Raw genomic sequence first — 22,540 nt, forward strand, 5'->3', positions numbered from 1 at the left:
CTTGAAATAAAGTGTCGGGGGAACGCTACGGCACGTGCGGGGACGGAGGCAAGGGGTCTCCCGCCCCCATGTCGCCCAGCCCCGGCCAGCGGGAGTCCGTCCACGCCGTCCACGTCGCATGGCCGACGGGCGGCGCCGGGAACGGGGTGCCCGCGATCTCGTCCGCCGTGGGCGGCGTGAACAGGGCGAGGTACCGGTCGTGGTCCGCGTCGGACATCGCGAAGGTCGTGTGCGGGGCGGCGCGGAAGCGCTCGTCGGCCCGGCGTCGCCGCTCGGGCTCGGGGACGGAGAAGGACTCCAAGCGGAACCCGGCCCCCGCGGCCGCGGCGATCGCCCGCAGCGACCACCGCTCCTCCGCGGACCAGCATCCGAAGTCGAGCACGACCGAGGAGCCGCCGCGCAGGACCTGCACGGCGGTCCAGATCATGCGACCCTCGAGCACGTCCCGGCTGCCGTCGACGTCCGACGCCCCGAAGAGCGGGTTCATCCACTCGTCCGGGGTGAGCCGCAGGAGCCGGTGCCGCGCCGCGAAGGCCCGTGCCCAGGTCGTCTTGCCGGTCCCGGGGAGCCCCACGGTGAGGTGCAGCGTCGGCCCCACGCCCGCGCTCACAGCCGGCGCCAGCGTCCGCTGCGCCAGACCTCGCGCCACGGCGGCACCTGGAGGCCGCGCGCGGCCATCCGCCGGCGCAGCCGCCAGCGGGAGATCAGCATCCCCGCGACCCCGAGCGCGAGCAGCGGCAGCTGGACGGCGAAGGCGAGGCGGAAGGCCTCGAGGTCGTAGTCGCCCGCGGGGCGCTGGAGGTCCAGCAGCACGCCGATCAGCAGCGTGGCCACGAGCCCGCCGATGAAGCCGCCCATGATCACGACGCCCGTCGCCGTGCCGAGGCGGTGCTGGGCGAGGTCCGTGCGCGGGAAGTCGAAGCCCACCGAGGAGGCGGGGCCGCCCACGGAGAACCCGGCGACCATGATCAGCAGCAGCCACAGCGGGGCCGGCCCCGGCCAGAGCACGAGCGTGGTGAGCGGCAGCACGATCGAGAGCACGATGAGCAGCACGAGCGTGGAGCGGCGCAGCGGATGGCGCTGGGTGAGCGCACCGACGAGCGGGCCACCCACGATCGAGACCACCACGAGCACCGTCATCACGCCCGAGGCCGCCGCACGGCTCAGCCCCTCCCCGGCCGTCAGGTACGGGTAGCCCCACATCATCGCGAAGACGATCCCGGGGAAGCCGGCGGTGAAGTGGGAGAAGAAGCCCAGCTGGGTCGAGGGATGGCGCACGATCCGCGCGACCTGCAGCGGCATCCGTCGCAGGTCCTGGCAGGCCCGCGGCCGCGGCGCACCCGGCGGCACGGCGCGCACGAGCAGCAGCACGAGCAGCGCGGCGACGGCGCTCATCCCGGCGGCGCCCGTGAAGGCCGTGGTCCACCCGGCCGCGCCGAGCAGGGCGACGAAGGGCACCGCGGAGGCGATCTGGCCGACCTGGCCGAGGATGCCGGTGAGCTGCGTGAGCACGGGGACGCGGGAGGCGGGGAACCAGGCGGGCACGAGCCGGATCGCGCTCGAGAAGGTCAGCGCGTCCCCGGCACCCACGACCACGCGGGCGAGGATCGCGGTGCCGACGACGTCCGCATGGGCGAGCAGCAGCTGCCCGCTCCCCATGAGCAGCGCCCCGGCGACGAGCGTGACGCGGGAGCCGTAGCGGTCCAGGAGCAGGCCGGCGGGGATCTGGGCGAGCGCGTAGACGAGGAGCTGGAGGACGACGAAGGTGGAGACGATCGTGGCGGAGGTGCCGAAGCGCTCGGTCGCCTCGAGGCCGGAGACGCCCATCGTGGTGCGCTGCAGGACCGCGATCGCATAGGCGAGGATCGCGACGATCCAGACGAGGTGGGCACGCGGACCCCCGAGCCGTGCGGGCATCTGCTCCCGGGCACTCGTCGCGGCACCCCGCACCATGCAGTCCTCCCCTGCCGGCGCCGTCCCCGCGCAGGGCCTGCGCGGCGCGCGCCGATCCACCTCGTCCGACGCTCCCAGGGTAGCGGCGCAGCCGCTCGCGCCTCACCGGTGACCACCTCCGCGTCGCCCTCCGCCACCCCGCCGCTCCCGCACACCCCTCCCTCCGCACCCCAAGGTCCGACCTTTCCTCCCCACGACCCATCCATCCACATTCACGGTACAGCCCTTGACATCGGGTACACCCACTGACCTCGAGTGATGTCGCCATCTGTCCACGGATACCTGTCCACAGATTCGTCGTACACCCTTTCGAAATCGACTCGCCCACGGGAGAATGGAGGCATGTCGACGACGTCCCGCTCCCCCACCACCCAGGAGGGCCCCACGCCCTTCCGGGCCACGGCCGCGAGCCTGCGCGACGGCGACCTCGCGGGACTCGGCCACCTGCTCGGGGACGTGGCGCACTGCCTCGCCGATCTCGCCGCGGAGCCGGGCGAGCTCTTCACCCCCGAGGCGCCCACCACCGCAGCGGAGGCGGGCTCCCGCACCCTCGTCCACCTGCTCGCCGTCCAGCAGGACCTGCGCGCCGCGCTCCACGTGCTCGAGGCGCGCACGGCCGTGGCCCTCGAGACGCAGACCCGCCGGGAGGTCGAGGCGCGCGCCCGGGACGAGGCCGCGCACGAGCAGGCCGCGCTCCCGTCACCCACCGCGCTCGAGGACCGCGCCGCCGCGATCGCGCGCCGCGACCTCTCGCTGATCTCCCGCCGTTCCCCCGCGCACGCCGGGCGCGCCCTCGCCGTGGCCCACCGGCTCGTCGAGGAGATGCCGCAGGTCCGCACCGCGCTCGCCCGCCACCTCCTCTCCCCCGAGGTCGCCACCGCGCTCGCGACGGAGACCGCGACGGTCACCTCCGCGCAGCGTCGCGAGGTGGACGCGGCCCTCGGTGAGCGCCTGCCCTACCTCGACGGCGCCGGGCTGCGGGACTGGAGGGACGAGGCCCACGGGATCATCGCGGGCCTCGACCCCGAGGGCGCGACCCTGCGCCATCGCCGGGCCCGTCGCAACCGTTCCGTCACGCTCACCCCGGGGGCGGACGGCATGGCCCGGTTCTCCGCCCTGCTGCCCGCGGTCGACGCGCACCTCGTGCACAAGCGCCTCTCCCTCGAGGCGGAGCGTCGTCGCGCCGACGGCGCCTCGGACGGCCACGTGGCGATCATGGCGGACTCCCTCGTGGACACCGTGCTGGGACGCGAAGGCGCGATGGAGCAGGTCGAGCTCGACGTCGGCGTCATCATCACCGACCGCGCCCTGCTGCTGCCGGAGGCCGGGGATCCCGCCCGCATCGCCGGCTACGGAGCCGTCCCGCCCGAGGCGATCCGCGAGCAGCTGCGCGCCTGCCTGACGCCGCCCGCACCGTCCTCCGTCGACCACCCCGTCGCCGACCCCTTCGGGGCCGACGGTCCCGCGGTGCGCGCGGTGCTGCGACGCCTGTACACGCATCCCACGAGCGGCGAGCTCGTCGCGGTGGAGTCCCAGGGCCGGGCGTTCCCGGCGGCGCTCGGTCGCTTCCTCACCTGGCGGGACACCTCCTGCCGTGGTCCGTTCTGCAACGCCGCCGCCCGCCAGCACGACCACGTGCACCCTCACGCACGGGGCGGGCCCACGAGCGCGAGGAACGGCCAGGAGCTCTGCGCGCACTGCAACGGCAAGGAGCAGCAGCTCGCGCGGGTCGAGACGATCGGTGCGGCGGCGGAGCATGCCGATCCGCCGTGCGGCACCGCGCAGCAGAGTCCGCCCGCGCACCGCGTGGCATGGACCGGGCACAGCGGCGTCACTCGCGTCACCGGGCCGCGCCCGCTGGTCCGCCCCCTGCCGCCGGAACGCGCGCCGTCCGTCTCGTCGTCGCACGGCTCCTCGACCCAGGGGAGACTGCGGGCACACCTCCGTCGCCGCCGGACGCCTGCCCCGGTGCATCCGCTCGGGGCCGCCCTCGAGAGGCTCCTCGCCGGTCACCGGCCTCCCCGGGGATGACACTCCCGGGGAGAGAGGCTCAGCGCTGGTCGGCGCGCTCCCGCCAGGCGGCGGCCGCAGAGATGAGCAGATCGCTCGCCTCCGCCTCGGCGATGGAGGCACGCACGCCGTCCGTGCCGTAGCTGCGCAGCACGACCCCCCGCTCCTCGGCGAAGGCCGCGAAGGCCGCGGAGTCCTCACCGAGCGGGAAGTAGACGAAGTTGCCCTGCGAGGCCGGGAGCTCCCAGCCCTGCGCGGCGAGGGCCGACTGCACCCGTTCGCGCTCGGAGCGGATCCATGCCGCCTGCTCGTCGAGCCGCTCCCGTACGGCGGGCCGGAGGGTCGCGAGGGCTGCGGCCTGCGCCGGCAGGCTCGCCCCGAAGGGCACCGTCACCTGGGACAGCGCGCGGGCGAGACGCGGGTGCGCGATCGCGTACCCGATCCTCAGGCCCGCGAGGCCCTGCATCTTCGAGAAGGTCCGCAGCACCACGACGTTCCCGTGACGCCGGAACAGCGCGGCGGTGTCCAGCACCGTCCGCGGGTCGTGGAACTCGCGGTAGGCCTCGTCGATCGCGACGACGACGTCCTCGGGCACCGACCCCAGGAACTCCTCGATCGCCTCCGTGGTGAGCGAGACGCCGGTGGGGTTGTTCGGGGTGCACAGCAGCACGAGCCGGGTGCGCTCGGTGATCGCCGCGGCCATCGCCGGGAGGTCGTGCTCGAAGGCGTCGGTGAGCGGCACGGGGACGGAGGTCCCGCCGTGCGAGCCCACGAGGATCGGGTACGCCTCGAAGGAGCGCCAGGCGAAGACGACCTCGTCGCCGTCGCCGACGACCGCCCGCACGAGGTCGCCGCTCACGGCGACCGCCCCGGTGGAGAGCACCACCTGGGAGGGGTCCACGCCGTGCTCCGCACCGAGCGCCTCGCGCAGCTGCAGCGCGGCCGCGTCCGGGTACCGGTTCGTGCCCGACATCGCCGCGATCGCCGCGTCCCGCACCTCCGGCAGCGGCGGGAACGGCGACTCGTTCGAGGAGATCTTGAAGCGGCGGCGCCCGTCGTCGGCCGGGGGCCGGCCGGCCACGTAGGTGGGGAGCGCCTCGAGGGCGGGCCGTACGCGGATCGACTCGACGGGCTGGGCAGGCTGAGGCTGGGCAGGCTGGGGCTGGGAGGGCTGGTCGGGCATGCCGTCAGGGTATGCCGTCCCGACCCTGCCGACCGCCGCGTCCGTGGGGCGCGAGGAGCGGAGAGTGTCGCTCAGCCCAGCAGCCGCAGGATCTCCTCGACCACGAGCTCGGGCTGGTCGACGGGGACGAGGTGTCCCGAGCGCTCCGCGGCGACGAACCGGCCCGCACCTGCGCCCGGTCTCGGCGCGGCGCGCTCGCGGTGCGCCGCGGTGAGCTCGTCCCGCAGCCGCCGGCCGAGCCCCTCGGGGCGCCTGCCCGAGATGACCGTGAGCGGCACCCCGCGGAGGTCCGGCGGGTCGAGCCGCAGATGCCGCAGGCCGCGCGTGATGTGGCGGGCCTCCTCACGCACGGTGCGCGCCGCCGCGGCGGTCGTGACGGAGGCGGCGGCCTGCTCGCGATGGGCCTCGGGCAGTCCGCGGGTCGCGGAACGCTGGAGCCGATGCAGCAGGTGCGCCCGGTCCAGCAGCACCATCGCGTGGCCCTGCACGCGGTTCATCACCTCGACCGTGGGGGTGAAGTACAGGTCGGCGAGCTCGTCCGCCGGGTCCACGAGCACCACGCCGGCGACCTCGCGCCCCTGGGCGACGAGGGCCGCGGCGAGCGTTCGCACCACGGGTCCGCCCCAGCTGTGGCCCACGAGCACGAGCCGCCGGTGGGGCACCGCCTCGACGACCGCGCCGAGCTCGGCGACGAGCGCACCCAGGTCCCGGGGGCCGCCCGCCGGGTCGCTGGCCCCGTAGCCGGCACGGTCGTGGGCGAGCACCTGCAGCGGGCCGACGCCCCCTGCCGCCGCGAGGCCGTCGAGCACCGCTCCCCAGCTCGCCGCCCCCGCCCCGAGCCCCGGCTCGAGCAGCACGAGGCCCCCCTCCGGGTCCCCCACCGCCGTCCCGTGCGTCGAGCCGACGGACCCCAGCAGGTGCACACGACGGCCGTCGACGACCAGATGGCGGGAGAGAACGCTCATGCGCCGATCCTCGCAGCGCGATCGAGGGCCCGGCACGGGGATATCCCCCGTGCGCCCGCCCGGGCCGACGGCGATGATGGGGGCATGCGATTCCTCGGCCACATCATCGTCACGTCCCTCGCCCTGTGGGTCACCGCCCTGATCCTGCCCGGCATGCACCTCGGGGACGACTCCGCCTCGATCCTCACCCAGGTGCTCACGATCGCGGCGATCGCCCTCATCCTCGCGATCCTCACCACGATCGTGAAGCCGATCCTGTCCCTCCTCGCCCTGCCGATCACGTGCCTGACGCTGGGCCTGTTCCAGCTCGTCATCAACACGCTGATCCTCCTGCTGACCAGCTGGGTCTCCGGCCTGTTCGGCCTCACGCTGGCCTTCGACACCTTCTGGTGGGCGCTGCTGGCGGGCGTCATCATCGGCATCCTCTCCGCGATCGTGGAGGCCGTCACGGGGATCGGCGACCGCGAGGACGCCTGACCCGGGAAGCCCGCCCTCCGCTGCCCATCCGCCCCTGCCCGGCCCGACACCCGGGCAGGGGCCGACGGCGGCCCGCACCTCTGGGAGAATCACCCCCATGGCTCACTCCTTCGCGGACATCACTCCCCCGATCGCCCTCACCCCGCTCGACGGGCGCTACCGCTCGCAGGTGGCCCCGCTCGTGGACCACCTCTCCGAGGCGGCCCTGAACCGGGCGCGGCTCGTCATCGAGACCGAGTGGGTCATCCACCTCCTGGACCGCGAGGCGATCCCGGGCCTGCGCACCCTCACCGAGGACGAGCGCGCCCTGCTCCGCTCCATCCCCGAGGAGTTCGGCGCCGAGGGCATCGCCGAGCACGCCGAGATCGAGCGCGAGACGGTCCACGACGTCAAGGCCGTCGAGTACTACATCAAGCGCCGCCTCGCCGGCACGAGCCTCGAGCCGCTCGCCGAGATCGTGCACATCTACTGCACGAGTGAGGACGTCAACAACCTCTCCTACGCGCTCATGGTGCGCGGGGCCGTGCACGACGTGTGGCTGCCCGCCTACGAGGCCGTCATCGGCGACCTCGCGCAGCTCGCCCGGGACACCGCGGAGGTCCCGATGCTCTCCCGCACCCACGGTCAGCCGGCGACCCCGACGACGCTCGGCAAGGAGCTCGCGGTGTTCGTGCACCGCCTGAGCCGCCAGGCGCGGCGGATCCCCGCCAATCAGATCCTCGGCAAGATCAACGGCGCGACCGGCACCTACGCCGCGCACGCGATCTCGGTGCCGGGCACGGACTGGGAGGAGGTCTCGCGCACCTTCGTCGAGCACCTCGGCCTCACGTGGAACCCGCTCACCACCCAGATCGAGTCCCACGACTGGCAGGCGGAGATCTACGCGGACGTCGCCCGCGCCGGCCGCATCCTCCACAACCTCGCCACGGACGTCTGGACCTACATCTCGCAGGGCTACTTCCGCCAGCGTCTCTCCGCGCAGGGCGGCACCGGCTCCTCGACCATGCCCCACAAGGTCAACCCGATCCGCTTCGAGAACGCCGAGGCGAACCTCGAGATCTCCGGCGCCCTGCTGGACTCGCTGTCGCAGACCCTCGTCACCTCGCGCCTCCAGCGCGACCTCACCGACTCGACCACGCAGCGCAACATCGGCACGGCGCTGGGCCACTCGCTGCTCGCGATCGCGAACCTGCGCAAGGGCCTCGCGGGCCTCGACGTGGACCCGGACGCCATGGCGGCGGACCTCGAGGGCAACTGGGAGGTGCTCGGCGAGGCCGTCCAGTCCGTCATGCGCACCCTCGGCGTGCAGGGCACCACGGGCATGGACAACCCCTACGAGCGGCTCAAGGAGCTCACCCGCGGCCACCGCGTCACCGGCGAGGGCATGCGCGAGTTCATCGAGGGCCTGGGACTGCCCGACGCCGAGCGCGACCGCCTGCTGGCCCTCTCCCCCGCGACCTACGTCGGCTACGCGGCGCGCCTCGTCGGCCACCTCGACGAGGACCCCGTCGGGGGCGGCACCGGGGGGTCGACCGCGTCATGACCGCTCCGGAGGCGGCCGCCCACGGCGACCACGGCACGCACGGGGATCCCGGGTACCAGGACTCCAAGGCCGCCTACCTGCGACGGCTGAAGCTCATCGAGGGGCAGGTGCGCGGGATCGGCCGGATGGTCGAGGAGGACACCTACTGCATCGACGTCCTCACCCAGGTCTCCGCGGCGACGAAGGCGCTGCAGTCGGTGGCGCTCGGCCTCGTGGACGACCACATCCACCACTGCGTGCACGACGCCGCGGAGTCCGGGGACTCCGAGGAGCTGGACCGCAAGATGGCGGAGATCATGGCCGCCGTGAAGCGGCTCATGAAGTGAGGCCCCGCCGCGCGCTCAGCGCGGGCGGACGCTGAGCTCGTCGATGCTCGCCTCGGCCGGCAGGTCCAGCGCGAGCCGCACGGTCGCGGCGACCGTCGCCGGGTCGACGTAGTCGCTCTCGCGGTACTCGCCCTGCTCGAAGTCCCGCAGCTGGCGCTGCATGTCCGTCGCGACCCGGCCCGGGTGCACGGAGGTGACCCGCACGCCGTGGGCGCGCTCCTCGTCGCGCAGCGCGTCGGTGAGGGCGCGCAGCGCGAACTTCGAGGCCGCATAGGCGCCGCCTCCGCCCTTGGCGGTGTAGCCGCTGCCGGAGTTGATCGTGACGACGGTGCCGCGGGCCTCCCGCAGCGCCGGCAGCAGCAGCCGCGTCAGCTCCGCGACGGCGGTGACGTTCACGGTGAGCGACCGGGTCCAGTCCGCCGTGGAGAGGTCCTCGACCCGGCCGCTGACGAGCACGCCCGCGGAGTGCACGAGGCCTCCGAGCCCGCCGGGGAGGTCGAGGGCGCCGACGGCGGCCGCGGTCGCGGCGGGATCCGTGAGGTCGGCGACGAAGGTCTCCGCGGAGGGGAGCTCCGCGGCGAGCGCGGCGAGCGCCGGCTCGTCGCGGCCGCCGAGCACGAGGTGGTGGTCCGGGGCGAGGGCGAGCGCGATCTCGCGACCGATCCCCCGGTTCGCACCGGTGACGAGGACGCGCGGGAGGGCAGTGCTGTCGTTCATGACTCGAGTCTGCCATCGGTGCCGCCGCTGCTCCTGACGCTAGACGGTGGGTGGGAGCATGTGCCCCATGGAACCCGTCTCCCCCACCCGGGGGCTGCTGCGCGCCGAGCTGCTCATCGTGCTCGGGCTGTCGCTGGGCCGCAGCGCCGTCTACTCGCTCATCGCGCTCGTCCAGGCCCTCGCGGCGGGACCGCTCGCCGGGCAGTCGACCTCGCTGAACACCTCGCAGGCGCGCGACCCGTGGCTCGACCTGCTCTACCAGCTGCTCTCGATCGGCTTCACCCTCGTGCCGGCGGCGCTCGCGGTGCTGCTGCTCGCGCTCACCGCGGGGAGCGTCGCCCAGGCGCTCGGCGACCTGGGGCTGGACCTGCGCCGGCCGGGCCGCGACCTGCGGCAGGGCGTCGCGATCACGGCGGCGATCGGCGTTCCCGGCCTCGCCTTCTACCTCGTGGGGCGCGCCCTCGGCATCACGGTCGAGGTGATCCCCGCGGCCCTCGACGCGCACTGGTGGACGATCCCGGTGCTCCTCCTGCAGGCCCTGAAGAACGGGATCATCGAGGAGGTGGTCGTGGTCGGCTATCTCGTGCAACGGCTCGAGCGCCTGGGCTGGTCGGGCCGGCGCATCGTCGTGGTCTCCGCGCTGATCCGCGGCGCGTACCACACCTATCAGGGCCTCGGCCCGGGCGTCGCGAACCTCGTCATGGGGCTCGTGTTCGCGCAGTGGTTCCGCCGCACCCGGCGCACCGCGCCGCTGATCGTCGCGCACACGCTCATCGACGCCTTCGCCTTCGTGGGCTACGGCCTCGTCAAGGACGTGCTCCCGCTGTAGTCCGGCTCCGCGGCCGGCCGACGGCGGGGCTCAGAGCACGTACGGCTCGCCCTCGCCGTCGGAGACCATCGGCAGGCCCGACTCGAACCAGAGGTCCATACCGCCCACGACGTTGATCGCGTCGTACCCGTTGCCGTTGAGCCACTGGGTCACCTGGGCGCTGCGGCCGCCGGAGCGGCACACGATGTACAGGTCGCCGTCCTCGGGCAGCTCGTCGAGCTTCTCGAGCAGCCCGCTCGCGGCGAGGTGCGTCGCCGTGGGGGCGTGCCCGGCGTCCCACTCGTTCTGCTCGCGCACGTCGATCAGGTGGGCGCCCTCGGGCACCTCGGCGGGGGTGACGACCTGGTTCTGCATCTCCATGGCGTCCAGCGTAGTGGGGCGGGGCGCGCGATGGGGAGGCGGGGATCCCCGCCTCCCGATCAGACCCGCACGCCGCGGCGGACGAGCGGCGCCGAGACCGCGACCGCGCCGAGCACGAGCACGTACGCCCCGATCACGGTCGCCACGTACTGCACGAGCGCCGCGGGGTCCGGCGTCGAGGCGCCGACGGTCGCGACGACGACCAGCAGGGCCGTCCCCGCCGCGAGCACGGAGCTCAGCAGCACGGGCAGCAGCGCCTGCAGCATGCGCGCCCGCTGCAGCTGACCCACCTGCGCGCCGGCCACGTGCTGGGCCCGCAGCACGGGCATCTCGTCGATCACCTGCGCGGTGCGGGTGATCCCCGTGGAGATCGCGGCGAGCACCGCGGCGATCGCGAGCGTGAGCAGGCCGCCCGTGCTCATCGCGGTCATGAGGATCGCCTCCTCCGGCGTCGACGCCTCGCCGAGGTTCGAGATCACCGTGAGCAGCCCGGCGACGACCAGGGCGATCGTGATCCCGGAGACGGTGCGCCAGGCGGCGCGGGGATCCGCGGCGAGGCGGCGAGCGGCGACGAGCAGCCCCGCGGTCGGGGCCGTGGCTGCGAGAGCTCGGCCGAGCAGCCACACCACGAGCGGGCCCACCACGTTCACCCCGGCGACGACCCCGCCCACCAGCACGATCATGATGATCAGCATCCCGGCCAGACCCGCGACCGCGGAGACGACCTGGGCCAGCTGGGTCGCGGCGACCAGCAGCAGGATCAGCACCGCCCACACCGCGAGCCGCAGCAGGCTCATCCGCACGGTGCGTGACTCCCGCGCCACCCCGAGCGGGCTCAGCACGACCCCGGCGAGCGCGACCGCCGCGGAGCCCAGCGCGACCAGCAGGATGCCGAGCACCACGAGCGGGTAGGCCCACACGGGCAGCAGCAGCTCCCCCACGGTGAACGGGGCGATCCCGAAGTCGAGCGCGGTGAGCGCGGGGGTCACCGCGAGGTGCGCGAGCACGCCGAGCACGGAGCCCAGCAGCGCCTGCGCGGCGACGTCGAGCAGCGCGATCCCGCCCACCTGGGCGGAGGTCCCGCCCACCAGGCGCATCGCGGCGAGGTCCCGCTCGCGGCGGGCGAGGGACAGCCGCGCGGCGGCCCCGCCGAAGCCGACGGCGCTCGGCACCAGCAGCACGCTCGCCGTGAGCGCGCAGAAGGCGAGCATGCCCATGATCGAGTCCTCCGCCGAGGCGGAGGGCCCCAGCGCATCCGCGGGCATGCGGCCCACGAAGGCGAGCAGCCCGCCGAGGACGGTCGAGGTGATCGCGGTGGAGGCGGCGAAGGCGAGGACGGGCAGCGTGTCCGCGAGGGCGCTGCGTCGGCGCAGCAGCAGCGGCGCGGCGGCGAGGACGCTCATCGTGCCTCCCCCGTGCGCTGGAACTCCTGGACGATGACGCCGTCGCGCATGGCGACCGTGCGCCGGCAGACGGCGGCGACCTGCGGGTCGTGGGTCACCATGACGAGGCTCGCGCCGGAGTCGCGGCAGGCGCCCACGAGCACCTCCCGCACGGACCGGCCGGTGGCCTGGTCCAGGGCGCCGGTGGGCTCGTCGGCGAAGACGACCTGGGGACGACCGGCGAGGGCGCGGGCGATCGCGACGCGCTGCGCCTGGCCGCCGGAGAGCTGGCCAGGACGGCGGTCGTGCATCCCCGCGAGACCCAGCCGGTCCAGCCAGCCGCGGGCGTCCGCCGTCGCGGTGCGGCGCGGCGTGCCCGCGAGCATCCGCGGCAGGATCACGTTCTCGAGCGCGGTCAGCTCGGGCAGCAGCCGCCCCTCCTGGAAGACGAAGCCGAAGGCGCTGCGCCGCAGCCGCGTGCGCGCGGCGTCGGGCAGCGAGGAGAGGTCGGTGCCGTCGTGGTGCACGGCGCCCGCCGAGGGGCGGAGGATCCCGGCGAGGACGTGCAGGAACGTCGTCTTGCCGCAGCCCGAGGGGCCCATGATCGCGAGGGAGTCCGCCCGGGCGATGTCGAGGTCCACGCCGGCGAGCGCGCGGGTCGTGGGGCCCTTCCGGCCGGCGTCCCCGAAGTCGCGGACGAGGGAGCGGGCGGAGAGCACGGCAGGGCCGGTGCCGGGGCCGGCGGAGGGATCGGGCTCGGACGGGGAGCGGTAGGTGGAGGGGATCGCTGTGGTCATGGCACGAGCTTCCGTCGCGGCCACCGGGACGCGCGTCGACCCCGGGATCGATCTCCCGGGGCCGACGTCAGACCGTGGTGTGAGGCGGGGCTCCTCCCAGGGGGAGTCCCGCCTCCGCTCACCCGAAGCGACCGGAGATGTAGTCCTCGGTCTGCTTGTTCTCCGGGTTCGTGAACATCTTCTCGGTGTCGTCGAACTCGATGAGGTGGCCGGGCTTGCCGGTGCCGGCGATGTTGAAGAAGCCCGTGCGGTCGGAGACGCGCGAGGCCTGCTGCATGTTGTGGGTCACGATGACGATCGTGTAGTTGTCCTTGAGCTCATGGATGAGGTCCTCGATCGCGAGGGTCGAGATCGGGTCCAGGGCCGAGCACGGCTCGTCCATGAGCACCACCTCGGGGCGCACCGCGATGGTGCGGGCGATGCACAGGCGCTGCTGCTGACCGCCGGAGAGGCCCATGCCGGGCTTGTCGAGGCGGTCCTTGACCTCGTTCCAGAGGTTCGCGCCCTTGAGCGAGGACTCCACGAGCTCGTCGGCGTCGCGCTTGCTGATGCGGCGGTTGTTGAGCTTCACGCCGGCGAGCACGTTGTCGCGGATCGACATCGTGGGGAACGGGTTCGCCTTCTGGAAGACCATGCCGACGCGGCGGCGCACGTTCACCGGGTCCACGCCCTGGGCGTAGATGTTCTCGCCGTTGATCTCGACGTTGCCCTTCGCGTAGGCGCCCGGGATCACCTCGTGCATCCGGTTCAGGGTGCGCAGGAACGTCGACTTGCCGCAGCCGGAGGGGCCGATGAGCGCTGTCACCGAGCGCGGCTGGATCGTCACGTTGACGTCCTCCACGGCGAGGAAGTCGCCGTAGTAGATGTTGAGGTCCTCGACGGTGATGGGCTGGGGGGCTGCCATCTCGTGTGTCCTTTCGCGGTCCCGCCGCCTCAGCGGCTGAGCTTCGGGGAGAAGTAGTGGCTGATGAGGCGGGCGATGATGTTGAGCACCATGACGATCACGATGAGGGTGAGCGCGGCGGCCCAGGCCCGGTCGATGTTCGTCGTGATCGAGCAGGAGTACACGTCGCCGTTGACCACGTTGGTGACGGTGTCGCTCATGCAGTTGGCCTTGCCGGCACGGTACTGCTGGTTGATGAAGGTCGGCAGGGTGGCCATGCGGCCGTCGAACATGCTCCAGTTGACACCGGTGACCATGCCGACCGTGAGCAGCAGCGGCGCGGTCTCGCCGATCACGCGCGCGATCGCGAGGGTGATGCCCGTGGTGAGGCCCGCGATCGCGGTGCGCAGCACGACCCGCACCACGGTGAGCCACTTCGGCACGCCGAGCGCGTAGGCCGCCTCGCGCAGGTCCAGCGGCACCAGGCGCAGCATCTCCTCGCTCGAGCGGACCACCGTCGGGATCATGAGCAGGGACAGGGCGACGGAGCCCATGATGCCCATGCGCACGCTCTGGTCCGGCATGAAGGCGAGGAACAGGGCCAGGCCGAACAGGCCGGCGACGATCGACGGGATGCCGGTCATGATGTCGACGAGGAAGGTGACGCCCTTGGCGAGGGTGCGCTTCCAGCCGGTCGAGGAGTACTCCACGAGGAAGATCGCCGTGAACAGGCCGATCGGGATCGAGATGACCGAGGCCCAGAAGGTGATGAGCAGGGTGCCGATCGCGGCGTGGAGCACGCCGCCGGCGTCGGCCCCGCCGATGACCCCGGACATGTCCGAGGTCCAGAAGGCGAAGGGTTGCGGCGCGGCCTTGACGACCCGCGAGCCGCCCTCGACGATGACCTTCCACAGCAGCGAGAGCAGCGGGAACAGCGCGATCGCGAAGGCACCGATCACGAGCAGCATGACCACGCGGTCCGCGGCCCAGCGCCGGCCCTCGCGGACCCGCGAGTAGACGTAGGTGACGACCAGGTGCAGGACGTAGCCCAGCAGGATCACGCCCACGATCGACAGGTTCCCGAACGTGGCGAGGACCAGGGCGGCGAGCACGAGGGAGGCGGCGCCCGTCAGCAGCAGGTGCCAGAGGGGCAGACGGCGCTCGGCGGCCCGTGCCCCGGAGAGGGTGCTCGCAGTGGTGGTGGCGGTGCTCATGACCTCAGCCCTTCACGGTCGTGCGGGAGACGATCCACCGGGCGATCGCGTTGATGATGAACGTGAGCACGAACAGCACCAGGCCGGTGTAGATCAGGTAGGACATGTCCGCCCCGGAGGACTCCGCCTGCTTGGAGGCGATGTTCGCGGCGATCGTGTTGTGCATGCCGACCTCGAGGATGTGCCACGAGAAGGTGGCGCCCGGCGCGAGGATCATGAGCACGGCCATCGTCTCGCCGAGGGCGCGGCCGAGGCCCAGCATCGACGCGGCGACGACGCCCGAGCGGCCGAAGGGCAGCACCACGGTCTTGACGACCTCGAAGCGGGTCGCGCCGAGCGCGAGCGCCGCCTCCTCCTGGAGCCGCGGCACCTGGAGGAACACCTCGCGGGCCATGGCGGTGATGATCGGCAGGATCATCACGGCGAGGACGACGGCGGCGGAGGCCAGGTTGCGCATGGGGGCGGTGGGATCGCCGGCGAACAGCGGGATGATCGCCTCGCCGGAGGGGACCAGCGGCACCCACGAGGGCCACACGAGGGTCTGGTTGAGGAAGACGTACAGCGGCTCGAGGCGGGGCACGAGCCAGACGCCGCCCCACAGGCCGTAGACCACGGAGGGCACGGCCGCGAGCAGGTCGATCATGTAACCGAGCCCGGCGGCCATGCGGCGGGGCGCGTAGTGCGAGATGAACAGCGCGATGCCGATCGAGACGGGGATCGCGATGACGAGCGCGATGAGCGCCGCGAGCACCGTGCCGAAGATGTACGGCGCGACCCCGCCGATCAGCGAGAAGGCGGGATCGGCGGTGCCGAAGATCCCGGCGAGCTCCTTGCTCTCCCGGAAGGCGGGCATCGACTCCGCGGTCAGGAAGATCGCGACGAGCGCGAGCGTCACGAAGATCAGGATCCCGGATCCGACGCTCAGGGTGGAGAAGAGGGTGTCGCCGAAGCGACGGCCGCCGCTCCTCAGGGAGGACTGCTCGGGCGCCTCCGGTGCATCCGGGGCGACGTCGGTGCTGCTCACGATGGGCCTTCCTCGAGGATCACGGGACGGGGAGCGCGGCCGTGCCGCCGGGTCGTGGAACGGCCCGGCGGCACGGCGGTGTGCGCAGTGTGCAGGATGTCAGCCGACGGCGATCGCGTCGATCGCGGCCTGCGCCTCGGAGGAGAGCTCGTCGGAGAGCGGGGCGGCGCCCGCGTTGTCCGCGGCGGCCTTCTGGCCCTCGGCGGAGACGATGTAGGAGGCGTAGGACTTCACCGCATCGCCCGTGGCCTGATCGGCGTAGGAGCCGCAGACCGCGAGGTAGGAGACGAGCACGAGCGGGTAGGCGCCGGACTCGGTCGTCGTGCGGTCGAGCTTCACGACGATGTCGTGGTCCTCCCGGCCCTCCTCGCGCGGAGAGGCGTCGACGGCCTTGGCGGCGGCATCGGCCGAGTAGGGGACGTACTCCTCGCCGACCTTGATCGCGGCGGTGCCGAGATTGCCGGCCTGCGAGGCGTCGGCGTAGCCGATGGTGCCGTTGCCGCCCTCGACGGTGGAGATGAGGCCGGAGGTGCCCTCACCGGACTGGCCGCCCGAGGTGGGCCACTCCTCGACGGGGCCGTCGGTCCAGACGTCGCCCGCGGTCTCGGAGAGGTACTCGGTGAAGTTCTCCGTGGTGCCGGACTTGTCCGAGCGGTGCACGGGGACGATGTCGAGGTCCGGGAGGGTCGCGTCCGGGTTCTCCTTGGTGATCGCCTCGTCGTTCCACTTGGTGATCTTGCCGGAGAAGATCCCGGCGATGGTCTCCGGGGAGAGGTTCAGCGAGTCGACGCCGTCGAGGTTGAAGACGACGGCGATCGGGGAGATGTAGACGGGCAGGTCGAACGCCTGCTCACCGTTGCAGACCTCCTTGGAGGAGGCGAGCTCCTCCTCGGTGAGGGCGGCGTCGGTGCCCGCGAAGGCGGCCTGGTTGGAGAGGAACTGCTCACGGCCGGTGCCCGAGCCCACGGAGTCGTAGGTGACGTTGAGCGAGCCGCCCTGCGCCTGGACGAGGCCCATGAAGGACTCGGTCCACGCGGTCTGGGCGTTCTGCTGCGAGGAGGCGCCGGCGCCCGCGAGGCTGCCGGTGAGCGAGGCGTAGTCGCCGGACGCCGCGGCGCCGCCGTTGTCCGAGCCGGAGCCGGAGGTGGAGCCGGTGTCCGATCCGCCGCCGCAGGCGGTCAGGGCGAGCCCGCCCAAGAGGCCGAGCGCGGCGAGGGAGGCGAGCTTGTTCTGGCGAACGTTCACTGCGAGTCCTTTCGGGGGCCGGAGCCCGGACTGTTCCGTCGAAGGTCTGGAGGTCTGACGGCAGTGACGGTAGGGAGGGGAGGTGACGGGGTTCCCCCACGCGCATGAACATCGGGTGAACGGGATCCGTATCTACATGAACGTGCAGGCCAGACGCACGAATCGTCTACGTCACAGGTTTGGTCACGGTCCGGTCACAGGACCTGCGGCGGGCGTCAGTAGTCCGTCGGGACCGTCGCCACGAGCACGAACATGAGGACGATGTAGACGATCCAGAAGGCGAGGAGCAGCGTGCCGAGGATCGACGTCACCAGACCCGCGATCGCGAGACCTCGACCGCCCTGCACGGGCACCGCCCCGGGCGCCGTCTGGCGCATGGCGATGATCGAGAAGATCAGGCCGACGGGTCCGACGATGCCCTGGCACAGCGTGAGGGAGAGGATCCCCAGCACGAGCGCGGCGATCGCGCTGCCGGCCGTGGGCGGCGCCACCGCGTAGGCGGGCATGCCGTAGCCCGCCGTCGCGGAGGCGGGGGTGGCGTAGGCGGCGTCGGCGGGCGCGGCGACGGGCGAGCCGCCGAACTCCGGCCCGAAGCCCGGCGAGGCGAGCTGGTCCTCACCGCCGGTGGCGGAGCTCGTCGTCGCGTACGGGTCGTACGCGCCGTAGGGGTCCGGGGCCGAGCCGGAGGACGTGGAGCCGTAGGGATCCGAGGAGCCGTAGGGGTCGGAGGAGGAATAGGGATCGGAGGTGCCGTACCCCCAGCTCCCGTCGCCGCCCTGGCCGCCGCTGTGTCCGTCGCTCATCGTCGCCCCGTCTCCCCTCGTCCCCGGATCGGTGGTGCCCCGGGGTCCAGCCCCGCATGCTACCGGCCGTGCGGGGACGCCCGCCCCGTCCGATCAGCCGATGTTCGGGAGATGTCGCTCGATCGCGACGACGCTGCCGGAGGGCGTCGTGTGCAGCACGAGCGCCTCCCCCGCGGCGAGGTACGGGTCCTGGCGCGGCAGCTCGAGCGCCGCCCCGCGGGCGGAGACCCGGCGCACCGACTCGATGATCGTGGGCAGCACCGGGCGGTGCGTGCACACGACCGTCGCGCGCGCCTCGTGCATGACCCGCTCGACCACGGCGGCCGTGCGCGAGGGCCGGTCCGCATGGCCGGCCTCGGTCAGCTCGGCCTTCGTGCGCACGTCCAGCCCCGCCTCCTTGGCGAAGGGCTCGACCGTCGTCCGGCATCGCTTCCAGGGGCTCGAGAGGATCCGCGACGGATCGAAGGCGTCCAGCAGCGGCGGCAGGGCCTGCGCCTGCTTCTTCCCCTTGCCGCTCAGCGGCCTGCTCTTCTCTCCCTTGCTCTCCCCCTTGCGCCACTTCGCACGGGAGACGGCCGCCGCGTGCCGCTGGATGATGATCGGCACCGTGCGCAGCTCGTCGGCGTCGAGGTGGCGGCGCAGCGACTCGACCGTCACCACGTCGCTCTGCCGGGTGAGCAGGGCCGTCGCCTCGTCGAGGTCCACCCAGCGCACCTCGTCGATCTCGCGCGGGTTCTCCGGGCCGGGCGCGACCTTCGCCCGCACCGTCGCCGTCCAGTACTGGACGATCTTCGTGCGGCCGTCGGGCAGCAGGTACACGGAGGCGGGGAGCGGGCGGTGCAGCCGCACCCGGTAGCCCGTCTCCTCGGCGACCTCCCGCACGGCCGCGGCGGGGAAGGTCTCCCCCTTGTAGAGCTTGCCCTTGGGCACCGACCAGTCGTCGTAGCGGGGACGGTGCACCAGCATGACCTCCACGCCGGAGGCGCCCTCGCGCCAGGCGAGGGCGCCGGCGGCGAGGACGGGCGGCGGGGTCCCGGGGGCGACGCGCACCCTCAGCCCTCCGTCGCCCGGCGCAGCTGCAGGTGCCGGCCCGAGACGGCGAACCCCCAGCGCTCGTACAGGGCCAGCGCGGGGGCGTTGTCGCCCTCGACGTAGAGCTCGACGCCGGGGACGCCGCGCTCCGCGAGCCGCCGCAGGGCGGTGCCCAGCAGATGCCCGGCCACCCCGTGGCCCTGCGCGGACGGCGCCGTCGCGACGACATAGATCTCCGCGTCAGGGAGCTCCGCGTCGGCAGTCTCCTCCCGCTTGACCCAGACGAAGCCCGCGAGGCCCTCCGGGGTGCGTGCGAGGACCATGTCCTCCGGGTCGAACCAGGGCTCGGCGAGGCGCTCGTCCAGGTCCGCCCGGGTGAGCGCACCCTGCTCGGGGTGGGAGGCGAAGGCCGCGGCGTTCAGGGCGACCCAGTCCTCGGCGTCGCGCACCGCCTCGAAGGAGGTCACCTCGACCCCCGGGAGGTCCGTGGCGGGCACCGGGGGCAGCGGGTGCTCGGCGTCCAGCGGGCGGCGCAGCACGAGCAGCAGCCGCTCCTGGCGCAGGCCCCGGCCCTCGAGCAGGGCGACGGCGCCGGGCAGCGCCCCGTGCGCCCAGACCCCGGCGTCGGGTCGCCGCTCGAGCACGGCCGCGAGCAGCGCGGTGCCGAGCCCGGCGCGGCGGTGGGCGGGGTGGACCATGCCCTGCACGGTCCCGTCCTCGAGCAGGCTCGCGTAGCCGGTGACGGCGGCGCCGTCCTCGATCAGGAGATGGGTCGCCCCCTCGCCGCGGAGGGCGAGCCGGGCCGCCTCGTCGAGCGGGGAGATCCCGTCGTGTGCGATGACGGCGGTCAGCAGCGACTCGATCGCGCCGCGCCGCTGGGCCGACAGGGCATCCGTCGTGATCATGTGGTCCTTCCGATGCGCACGATGCCGCCCCGGGGAGCGGGCGCTCGTAGACTGCCCACTGTAGCGCCCGACCGCCGCCCCGTCGGAGGCCGGCCGCGACCCCGCCCCGCGCGCGTCCCGACGACGTCCCGGGCCCGACCGAGAAGGCCACCGACAGGCTGAGGAGTCCCGCATGACCGCACCCGAGCGCGCACCCCTCGGTGCCGCCCTGGCGCTCCTCATCGCCCTGGTCGCCCTCACCGGCCCCCTCTCCCCCGTCCTCATGGCGGTCGTCGCGGGGGGCCTAGCGCTGCTGCTCGGCGCGGCCTGGCCGGACCTGCTCGAGCTGCCCTCGCCGCGCGGCACCCGGATCGTCGTCGCGGGCTCCGGGATCGCAGGCGCCGCGCTCACGGTGCTCGCGCCCGAGAGGCTCACCCCCGTGACCTCCCTGCTCGTCGTGACCGCGGTGGGCGTCTTCGCCTCCTTCGGCCACCAGATGCTGCGCAGCGACCGCCACGACCTCACGAGCTCGCTCACCGGCACCGTCGCGGGCGTGCTCCTCGCCGCCGTCGCCTCGTGCTGGCCGATCGCCCAGGAGATCTCGACGGCCGGCGGCGGCTCGCTCCTGGTCACCGCGATCGCCACCGGCCTCGCCGCGACCCTGCTCCTGGACGCGACCTCGCTGCCCGTGCTTTCGCGCACGCTCCTCGCCGTCCTCGCGGGCACGGGGATCACCGCCCTGCTCGCCGTGCAGCTCGGTGCCATGGCCGCGCTCCCGGCCGTCGGTCTCGGCGCGCTGGTCGCGGTCGCCGCGAGCTGCACCCACCTGCTCCTGGGCTCCTCCCTCGTGGCCCGGGAGCCGGTCGCCGCCCTCGGAGTCGCCGCGGGGCCCGTCGCGACCGCGGGCGTCATCGCCCACCTCGCCGCGGCGATGCTCACCTGAGCACCCGCCCCTGAACCCCTGAGCGGCCGCGGAGTCGATACACTGCGGGGCATGTCCTTCCTCTCCCTGTTCTTCCTGGTGCTCGTGGTGCTCGTGGGGCTCGGCACGCTCGCCTTCACGGTCCTCGTGCTCACCCGCCTCTTCGACCGCCGCTGAGGCCGTCGTGCCGATCACGCTCGACCCGTCCCTCCCCCCGTCGCTCTACCCGCTCGCGTGGCTCGTGGGCTCGTGGCAGGGCTCCGGCGCGGTCCACCACGGCGAGGACGCCGCGGACCAGCGTGTGGAGCAGCAGCTGCGATGCGAGCCCCGTGAGGACGGCACCCTCGCGTGGACCTCGGTGATCCACGTGATCGACGCCCCCGCCCCGCTCCCGCCCACGAGCGCCTTCGCGAAGGAGGAGCCGGCCGCGCCCGCTCCCTCCGGCAGCGGACAGCGCTCGCTGCTGCTGCGCGAGAGCGGCGTCTGGACCGTCGGCGAGCCGCTCCCCGGCCAGGACCTCGAGCGGGCCCGCACCGCGAAGCCCGGCTCCCCCGAGGCGACCCTCTCCTACGCCCTCACCGCGGAGCTCGACAGCGGCGACGACGCCCGCCCCTGGGCCGGCGAGGTGCGCGGTCCGCGCATCCAGCTCGCCCTCGCGGGGGACGACGGGCCCGCCCCCGCCGTGGGCGTCTCCCACCCGCGACTCGCCGCGACCCGCATGCTCGGGTACGTGGGCGGCCGCCTCATGTGGCTGTGGGAGCGCCGCGACGAGAGCGCCGGCGCGAGCGACGAGCTCACCCCGTACCTCTCCCTGGAGCTCGACCGTGCCTGACCCCGCCGTGCTCGACCGCCCCGTGCGCCCCCTGCTCTCGACCTCCGCCGTGCTCGGCGAGGGGCCGGACGCCGCGGTCCCCGAGCACTACGGCGCCCCGCTGCGCGAGCAGCGCCGGCTCCTGCGCCGTCGTGCGGTCGTGGACCTCGGCCAGCTCGAGGTGCTCGAGCTGAGCGGAGCCGACGCCCGCAGCTGGCTCACCACCATCTCCTCCCAGGTGCTGACCGGCGTGCCCGTCGGCACCGGCGCGAGCCTCGCGGTGCTGTCCCCGCAGGGGCGCGTCGAGCATCTCGCCTCCGCCGTCGTCACGGGCGAGGAGTCCGTGCTCCTCGTGACCGACGCCGGCGCCCGCGCCGGGCTGCGCCGGTACCTCGAGATGATGCGCTTCGCCGCCCGTGTCGAGATCACCGACCGCGACGACCTCCGCGTGCTCGGCGCGCTCGCCCCCGCCGGCGAGGTCCTCGCCGGCTCCGGGCTCCAGCTGCCCGAGCCCGTCGCCGTGTGGGACGACCGCTGGCCCCGTGTCGCCCCCGGCGGCGTCGCCTACGGCCCGGACCCGGAGGACCCCTCCGGCGCGATGCTCACCGTGCTCGACGCGGCCGCCCTCGAGGCGCTGCCCTGGCAGGCGGAGCACCTGGCCGGCATGTCCTCCTGGGAGGCCCTGCGGATCGCCGACCACCGCGCCCGCCAGGCCCGCGAGGTCGACGAGCGCTCGATCCCCCACGAGCTGGACCTGCTGCGCACCGCGGTGCACACCGCCAAGGGCTGCTACCGCGGCCAGGAGACCGTCGCGAAGGTCATGAACCTCGGCCAGCCGCCGCGGCGCCTGGTCATGCTGCACGTGGACGGCTCGCAGGACGTGCCCGTCACCCCCGGCGGCGAGGTGCGCCTGGGCGGGGCCGACGGCAAGGTCGTGGGCACCGTGACCTCCGCCGCCCTGCACGCGGACCTCGGCCCCATCGCCCTCGCGGTCGTGCGCCGCGCCGTCCCGCTCGACGCCCCGCTGCACCTCGCCGTGACCCTCGCGGGCACCGGCGAGGACGCCACCACGCTCTGGCTGGACGCGACCCAGGAGCCGATCGTCGTCCCCCGCGAGCACGGGCAGCGCCCCGCGACCGCGAAGCTCTGATCCGGCCCGCGGGCCCGGTGAGGCAGGGAT

General features: G+C 73.7%; 23 protein-coding genes. 8 read left to right on the top strand and 15 right to left on the bottom strand.

Annotated features, from left to right (window positions below; genetic code table 11):
• Positions 1 to 25: 25 nt before the first annotated feature.
• On the bottom strand, positions 26 to 610 hold the full coding sequence (locus ACYVAP_RS02055; protein WP_498859312.1) for a P-loop nucleotide/nucleoside kinase family protein: 585 nt from the start codon (positions 608 to 610) through the stop codon (positions 26 to 28).
• Positions 607 to 1,953, bottom strand: a complete 1,347-nt coding sequence (locus tag ACYVAP_RS02060) for an MFS transporter (protein ID WP_498859313.1) — start codon at positions 1,951 to 1,953, stop codon at positions 607 to 609. Before ACYVAP_RS02060 ends, ACYVAP_RS02055 begins: the two co-directional genes overlap by 4 nt.
• A 342-nt stretch (positions 1,954 to 2,295) precedes the next feature.
• On the opposite strand from ACYVAP_RS02060, the gene ACYVAP_RS02065 reads away from it, so the two are divergent.
• The gene (locus tag ACYVAP_RS02065) at positions 2,296 to 3,984 is read left to right on the top strand and encodes an HNH endonuclease (RefSeq protein WP_498859314.1); all 1,689 of its coding nucleotides are present in this window, start codon (positions 2,296 to 2,298) and stop codon (positions 3,982 to 3,984) included.
• 19 nt (positions 3,985 to 4,003) lie between these two features.
• Here the strand turns inward: ACYVAP_RS02065 and ACYVAP_RS02070 are convergent, their stop codons facing one another.
• Together ACYVAP_RS02070 and ACYVAP_RS02075 are read right to left on the bottom strand one after the other, a co-directional pair.
• Positions 4,004 to 5,146: an aminotransferase class I/II-fold pyridoxal phosphate-dependent enzyme gene (locus tag ACYVAP_RS02070; RefSeq protein WP_498859315.1), complete on the bottom strand. Its 1,143-nt coding sequence runs from the start codon at positions 5,144 to 5,146 to the stop codon at positions 4,004 to 4,006.
• A gap of 71 nt (positions 5,147 to 5,217) precedes the next feature.
• Complete coding sequence (locus tag ACYVAP_RS02075; protein WP_498859316.1) at positions 5,218 to 6,111, bottom strand: alpha/beta fold hydrolase; 894 nt, start codon at positions 6,109 to 6,111, stop codon at positions 5,218 to 5,220.
• An 84-nt stretch (positions 6,112 to 6,195) separates the two neighbouring features.
• Between ACYVAP_RS02075 and ACYVAP_RS02080 the strand changes: the two genes are divergently transcribed.
• From ACYVAP_RS02080 to ACYVAP_RS02090, 3 genes are all read left to right on the top strand, one after another.
• Entirely contained in the window at positions 6,196 to 6,588 is a 393-nt protein-coding gene (locus ACYVAP_RS02080; protein WP_498859317.1) for a phage holin family protein, read from the top strand.
• 97 nt (positions 6,589 to 6,685) lie between these two features.
• Positions 6,686 to 8,131 carry an adenylosuccinate lyase gene (gene purB / locus ACYVAP_RS02085; RefSeq protein WP_498859318.1) on the top strand — a complete coding sequence of 482 codons (1,446 nt, stop codon included), beginning with the start codon at positions 6,686 to 6,688 and terminating at the stop codon, positions 8,129 to 8,131.
• On the top strand, positions 8,128 to 8,457 hold the full coding sequence (locus ACYVAP_RS02090; RefSeq protein ID WP_462588555.1) for a metal-sensitive transcriptional regulator: 330 nt from the start codon (positions 8,128 to 8,130) through the stop codon (positions 8,455 to 8,457). The genes purB and ACYVAP_RS02090 overlap by 4 nt, the downstream gene beginning before the upstream one ends.
• A 15-nt stretch (positions 8,458 to 8,472) precedes the next feature.
• Here the strand turns inward: ACYVAP_RS02090 and ACYVAP_RS02095 are convergent, their stop codons facing one another.
• Positions 8,473 to 9,174: an SDR family oxidoreductase gene (locus ACYVAP_RS02095; RefSeq protein ID WP_498859319.1), complete on the bottom strand. Its 702-nt coding sequence runs from the start codon at positions 9,172 to 9,174 to the stop codon at positions 8,473 to 8,475.
• A gap of 67 nt (positions 9,175 to 9,241) precedes the next feature.
• Between ACYVAP_RS02095 and ACYVAP_RS02100 the strand changes: the two genes are divergently transcribed.
• Entirely contained in the window at positions 9,242 to 10,003 is a 762-nt protein-coding gene (locus ACYVAP_RS02100) for a CPBP family intramembrane glutamic endopeptidase (protein WP_498859320.1), read from the top strand.
• A 30-nt stretch (positions 10,004 to 10,033) separates the two neighbouring features.
• Here the strand turns inward: ACYVAP_RS02100 and ACYVAP_RS02105 are convergent, their stop codons facing one another.
• The 10 genes from ACYVAP_RS02105 to mshD all read right to left on the bottom strand — a co-directional run bounded on the left by ACYVAP_RS02105 (position 10,034) and on the right by mshD (position 19,648).
• On the bottom strand, positions 10,034 to 10,357 hold the full coding sequence (locus tag ACYVAP_RS02105; RefSeq protein ID WP_103384981.1) for a rhodanese-like domain-containing protein: 324 nt from the start codon (positions 10,355 to 10,357) through the stop codon (positions 10,034 to 10,036).
• Between the two features lie 65 nt (positions 10,358 to 10,422).
• A complete protein-coding gene (locus ACYVAP_RS02110) occupies positions 10,423 to 11,766 on the bottom strand; it encodes an ABC transporter permease family protein (protein WP_498859321.1) in 1,344 nt (447 codons plus the stop codon).
• Positions 11,763 to 12,542: an ABC transporter ATP-binding protein gene (locus tag ACYVAP_RS02115; protein WP_498859322.1), complete on the bottom strand. Its 780-nt coding sequence runs from the start codon at positions 12,540 to 12,542 to the stop codon at positions 11,763 to 11,765. Before ACYVAP_RS02115 ends, ACYVAP_RS02110 begins: the two co-directional genes overlap by 4 nt.
• Positions 12,543 to 12,660: 118 nt before the next feature.
• A complete protein-coding gene (gene pstB / locus ACYVAP_RS02120) occupies positions 12,661 to 13,446 on the bottom strand; it encodes a phosphate ABC transporter ATP-binding protein PstB (protein ID WP_264449693.1) in 786 nt (261 codons plus the stop codon).
• Positions 13,447 to 13,475: 29 nt separating this feature from the next.
• Positions 13,476 to 14,639, bottom strand: a complete 1,164-nt coding sequence (pstA, locus tag ACYVAP_RS02125; protein ID WP_498859323.1) for a PstA family ABC transporter permease — start codon at positions 14,637 to 14,639, stop codon at positions 13,476 to 13,478.
• Between the two features lie 4 nt (positions 14,640 to 14,643).
• On the bottom strand, positions 14,644 to 15,663 hold the full coding sequence (gene pstC, locus ACYVAP_RS02130; RefSeq protein WP_137769918.1) for a phosphate ABC transporter permease subunit PstC: 1,020 nt from the start codon (positions 15,661 to 15,663) through the stop codon (positions 14,644 to 14,646).
• A gap of 99 nt (positions 15,664 to 15,762) precedes the next feature.
• A complete protein-coding gene (gene pstS, locus ACYVAP_RS02135; RefSeq protein ID WP_498859324.1) occupies positions 15,763 to 16,908 on the bottom strand; it encodes a phosphate ABC transporter substrate-binding protein PstS in 1,146 nt (381 codons plus the stop codon).
• A gap of 215 nt (positions 16,909 to 17,123) precedes the next feature.
• Complete coding sequence (locus ACYVAP_RS02140; protein WP_498859325.1) at positions 17,124 to 17,711, bottom strand: DUF4190 domain-containing protein; 588 nt, start codon at positions 17,709 to 17,711, stop codon at positions 17,124 to 17,126.
• Between the two features lie 93 nt (positions 17,712 to 17,804).
• Positions 17,805 to 18,761, bottom strand: a complete 957-nt coding sequence (locus ACYVAP_RS02145; RefSeq protein WP_498859326.1) for an NUDIX hydrolase — start codon at positions 18,759 to 18,761, stop codon at positions 17,805 to 17,807.
• Between the two features lie 2 nt (positions 18,762 to 18,763).
• Positions 18,764 to 19,648 (bottom strand): GNAT family N-acetyltransferase, encoded by an 885-nt coding sequence (gene mshD / locus ACYVAP_RS02150; RefSeq protein WP_498859327.1) that lies wholly within the window; start codon positions 19,646 to 19,648, stop codon positions 18,764 to 18,766.
• 172 nt (positions 19,649 to 19,820) lie between these two features.
• Here mshD and ACYVAP_RS02155 point away from each other — a divergent pair, with 172 nt between their 5' ends.
• From ACYVAP_RS02155 to ygfZ, 3 genes are all read left to right on the top strand, one after another.
• Entirely contained in the window at positions 19,821 to 20,570 is a 750-nt protein-coding gene (locus ACYVAP_RS02155; RefSeq protein WP_137769913.1) for a hypothetical protein, read from the top strand.
• 163 nt (positions 20,571 to 20,733) lie between these two features.
• Entirely contained in the window at positions 20,734 to 21,381 is a 648-nt protein-coding gene (locus ACYVAP_RS02160) for a heme-binding beta-barrel domain-containing protein (protein WP_498859328.1), read from the top strand.
• Complete coding sequence (gene ygfZ / locus ACYVAP_RS02165) at positions 21,374 to 22,510, top strand: YgfZ/GcvT domain-containing protein (RefSeq protein ID WP_498859329.1); 1,137 nt, start codon at positions 21,374 to 21,376, stop codon at positions 22,508 to 22,510. Before ACYVAP_RS02160 ends, ygfZ begins: the two co-directional genes overlap by 8 nt.
• Positions 22,511 to 22,540: the final 30 nt, after the last annotated feature.

The sequence above is a fragment of the Brachybacterium horti genome (assembly GCF_054777615.1).

Coding starts and splice junctions, on each gene's coding strand:
- ACYVAP_RS02095 (WP_498859319.1), bottom strand. CDS start 9,174: ATGAACGACAGCACTGCCCTCCCGCGCGTCCTCGTCACCGGTGCGAAC.
- ACYVAP_RS02105 (WP_103384981.1), bottom strand. CDS start 10,357: ATGCAGAACCAGGTCGTCACCCCCGCCGAGGTGCCCGAGGGCGCCCAC.
- ACYVAP_RS02080 (WP_498859317.1), top strand. CDS start 6,196: ATGCGATTCCTCGGCCACATCATCGTCACGTCCCTCGCCCTGTGGGTC.
- pstB (WP_264449693.1), bottom strand. CDS start 13,446: ATGGCAGCCCCCCAGCCCATCACCGTCGAGGACCTCAACATCTACTAC.
- ACYVAP_RS02115 (WP_498859322.1), bottom strand. CDS start 12,542: ATGACCACAGCGATCCCCTCCACCTACCGCTCCCCGTCCGAGCCCGAT.
- mshD (WP_498859327.1), bottom strand. CDS start 19,648: ATGATCACGACGGATGCCCTGTCGGCCCAGCGGCGCGGCGCGATCGAG.
- ACYVAP_RS02075 (WP_498859316.1), bottom strand. CDS start 6,111: ATGAGCGTTCTCTCCCGCCATCTGGTCGTCGACGGCCGTCGTGTGCAC.
- ACYVAP_RS02060 (WP_498859313.1), bottom strand. CDS start 1,953: ATGGTGCGGGGTGCCGCGACGAGTGCCCGGGAGCAGATGCCCGCACGG.
- purB (WP_498859318.1), top strand. CDS start 6,686: ATGGCTCACTCCTTCGCGGACATCACTCCCCCGATCGCCCTCACCCCG.
- ACYVAP_RS02140 (WP_498859325.1), bottom strand. CDS start 17,711: ATGAGCGACGGACACAGCGGCGGCCAGGGCGGCGACGGGAGCTGGGGG.
- ACYVAP_RS02155 (WP_137769913.1), top strand. CDS start 19,821: ATGACCGCACCCGAGCGCGCACCCCTCGGTGCCGCCCTGGCGCTCCTC.
- ACYVAP_RS02090 (WP_462588555.1), top strand. CDS start 8,128: ATGACCGCTCCGGAGGCGGCCGCCCACGGCGACCACGGCACGCACGGG.
- ACYVAP_RS02110 (WP_498859321.1), bottom strand. CDS start 11,766: ATGAGCGTCCTCGCCGCCGCGCCGCTGCTGCTGCGCCGACGCAGCGCC.
- pstA (WP_498859323.1), bottom strand. CDS start 14,639: ATGAGCACCGCCACCACCACTGCGAGCACCCTCTCCGGGGCACGGGCC.
- ACYVAP_RS02065 (WP_498859314.1), top strand. CDS start 2,296: ATGTCGACGACGTCCCGCTCCCCCACCACCCAGGAGGGCCCCACGCCC.
- ACYVAP_RS02100 (WP_498859320.1), top strand. CDS start 9,242: ATGGAACCCGTCTCCCCCACCCGGGGGCTGCTGCGCGCCGAGCTGCTC.
- ACYVAP_RS02070 (WP_498859315.1), bottom strand. CDS start 5,146: ATGCCCGACCAGCCCTCCCAGCCCCAGCCTGCCCAGCCTCAGCCTGCC.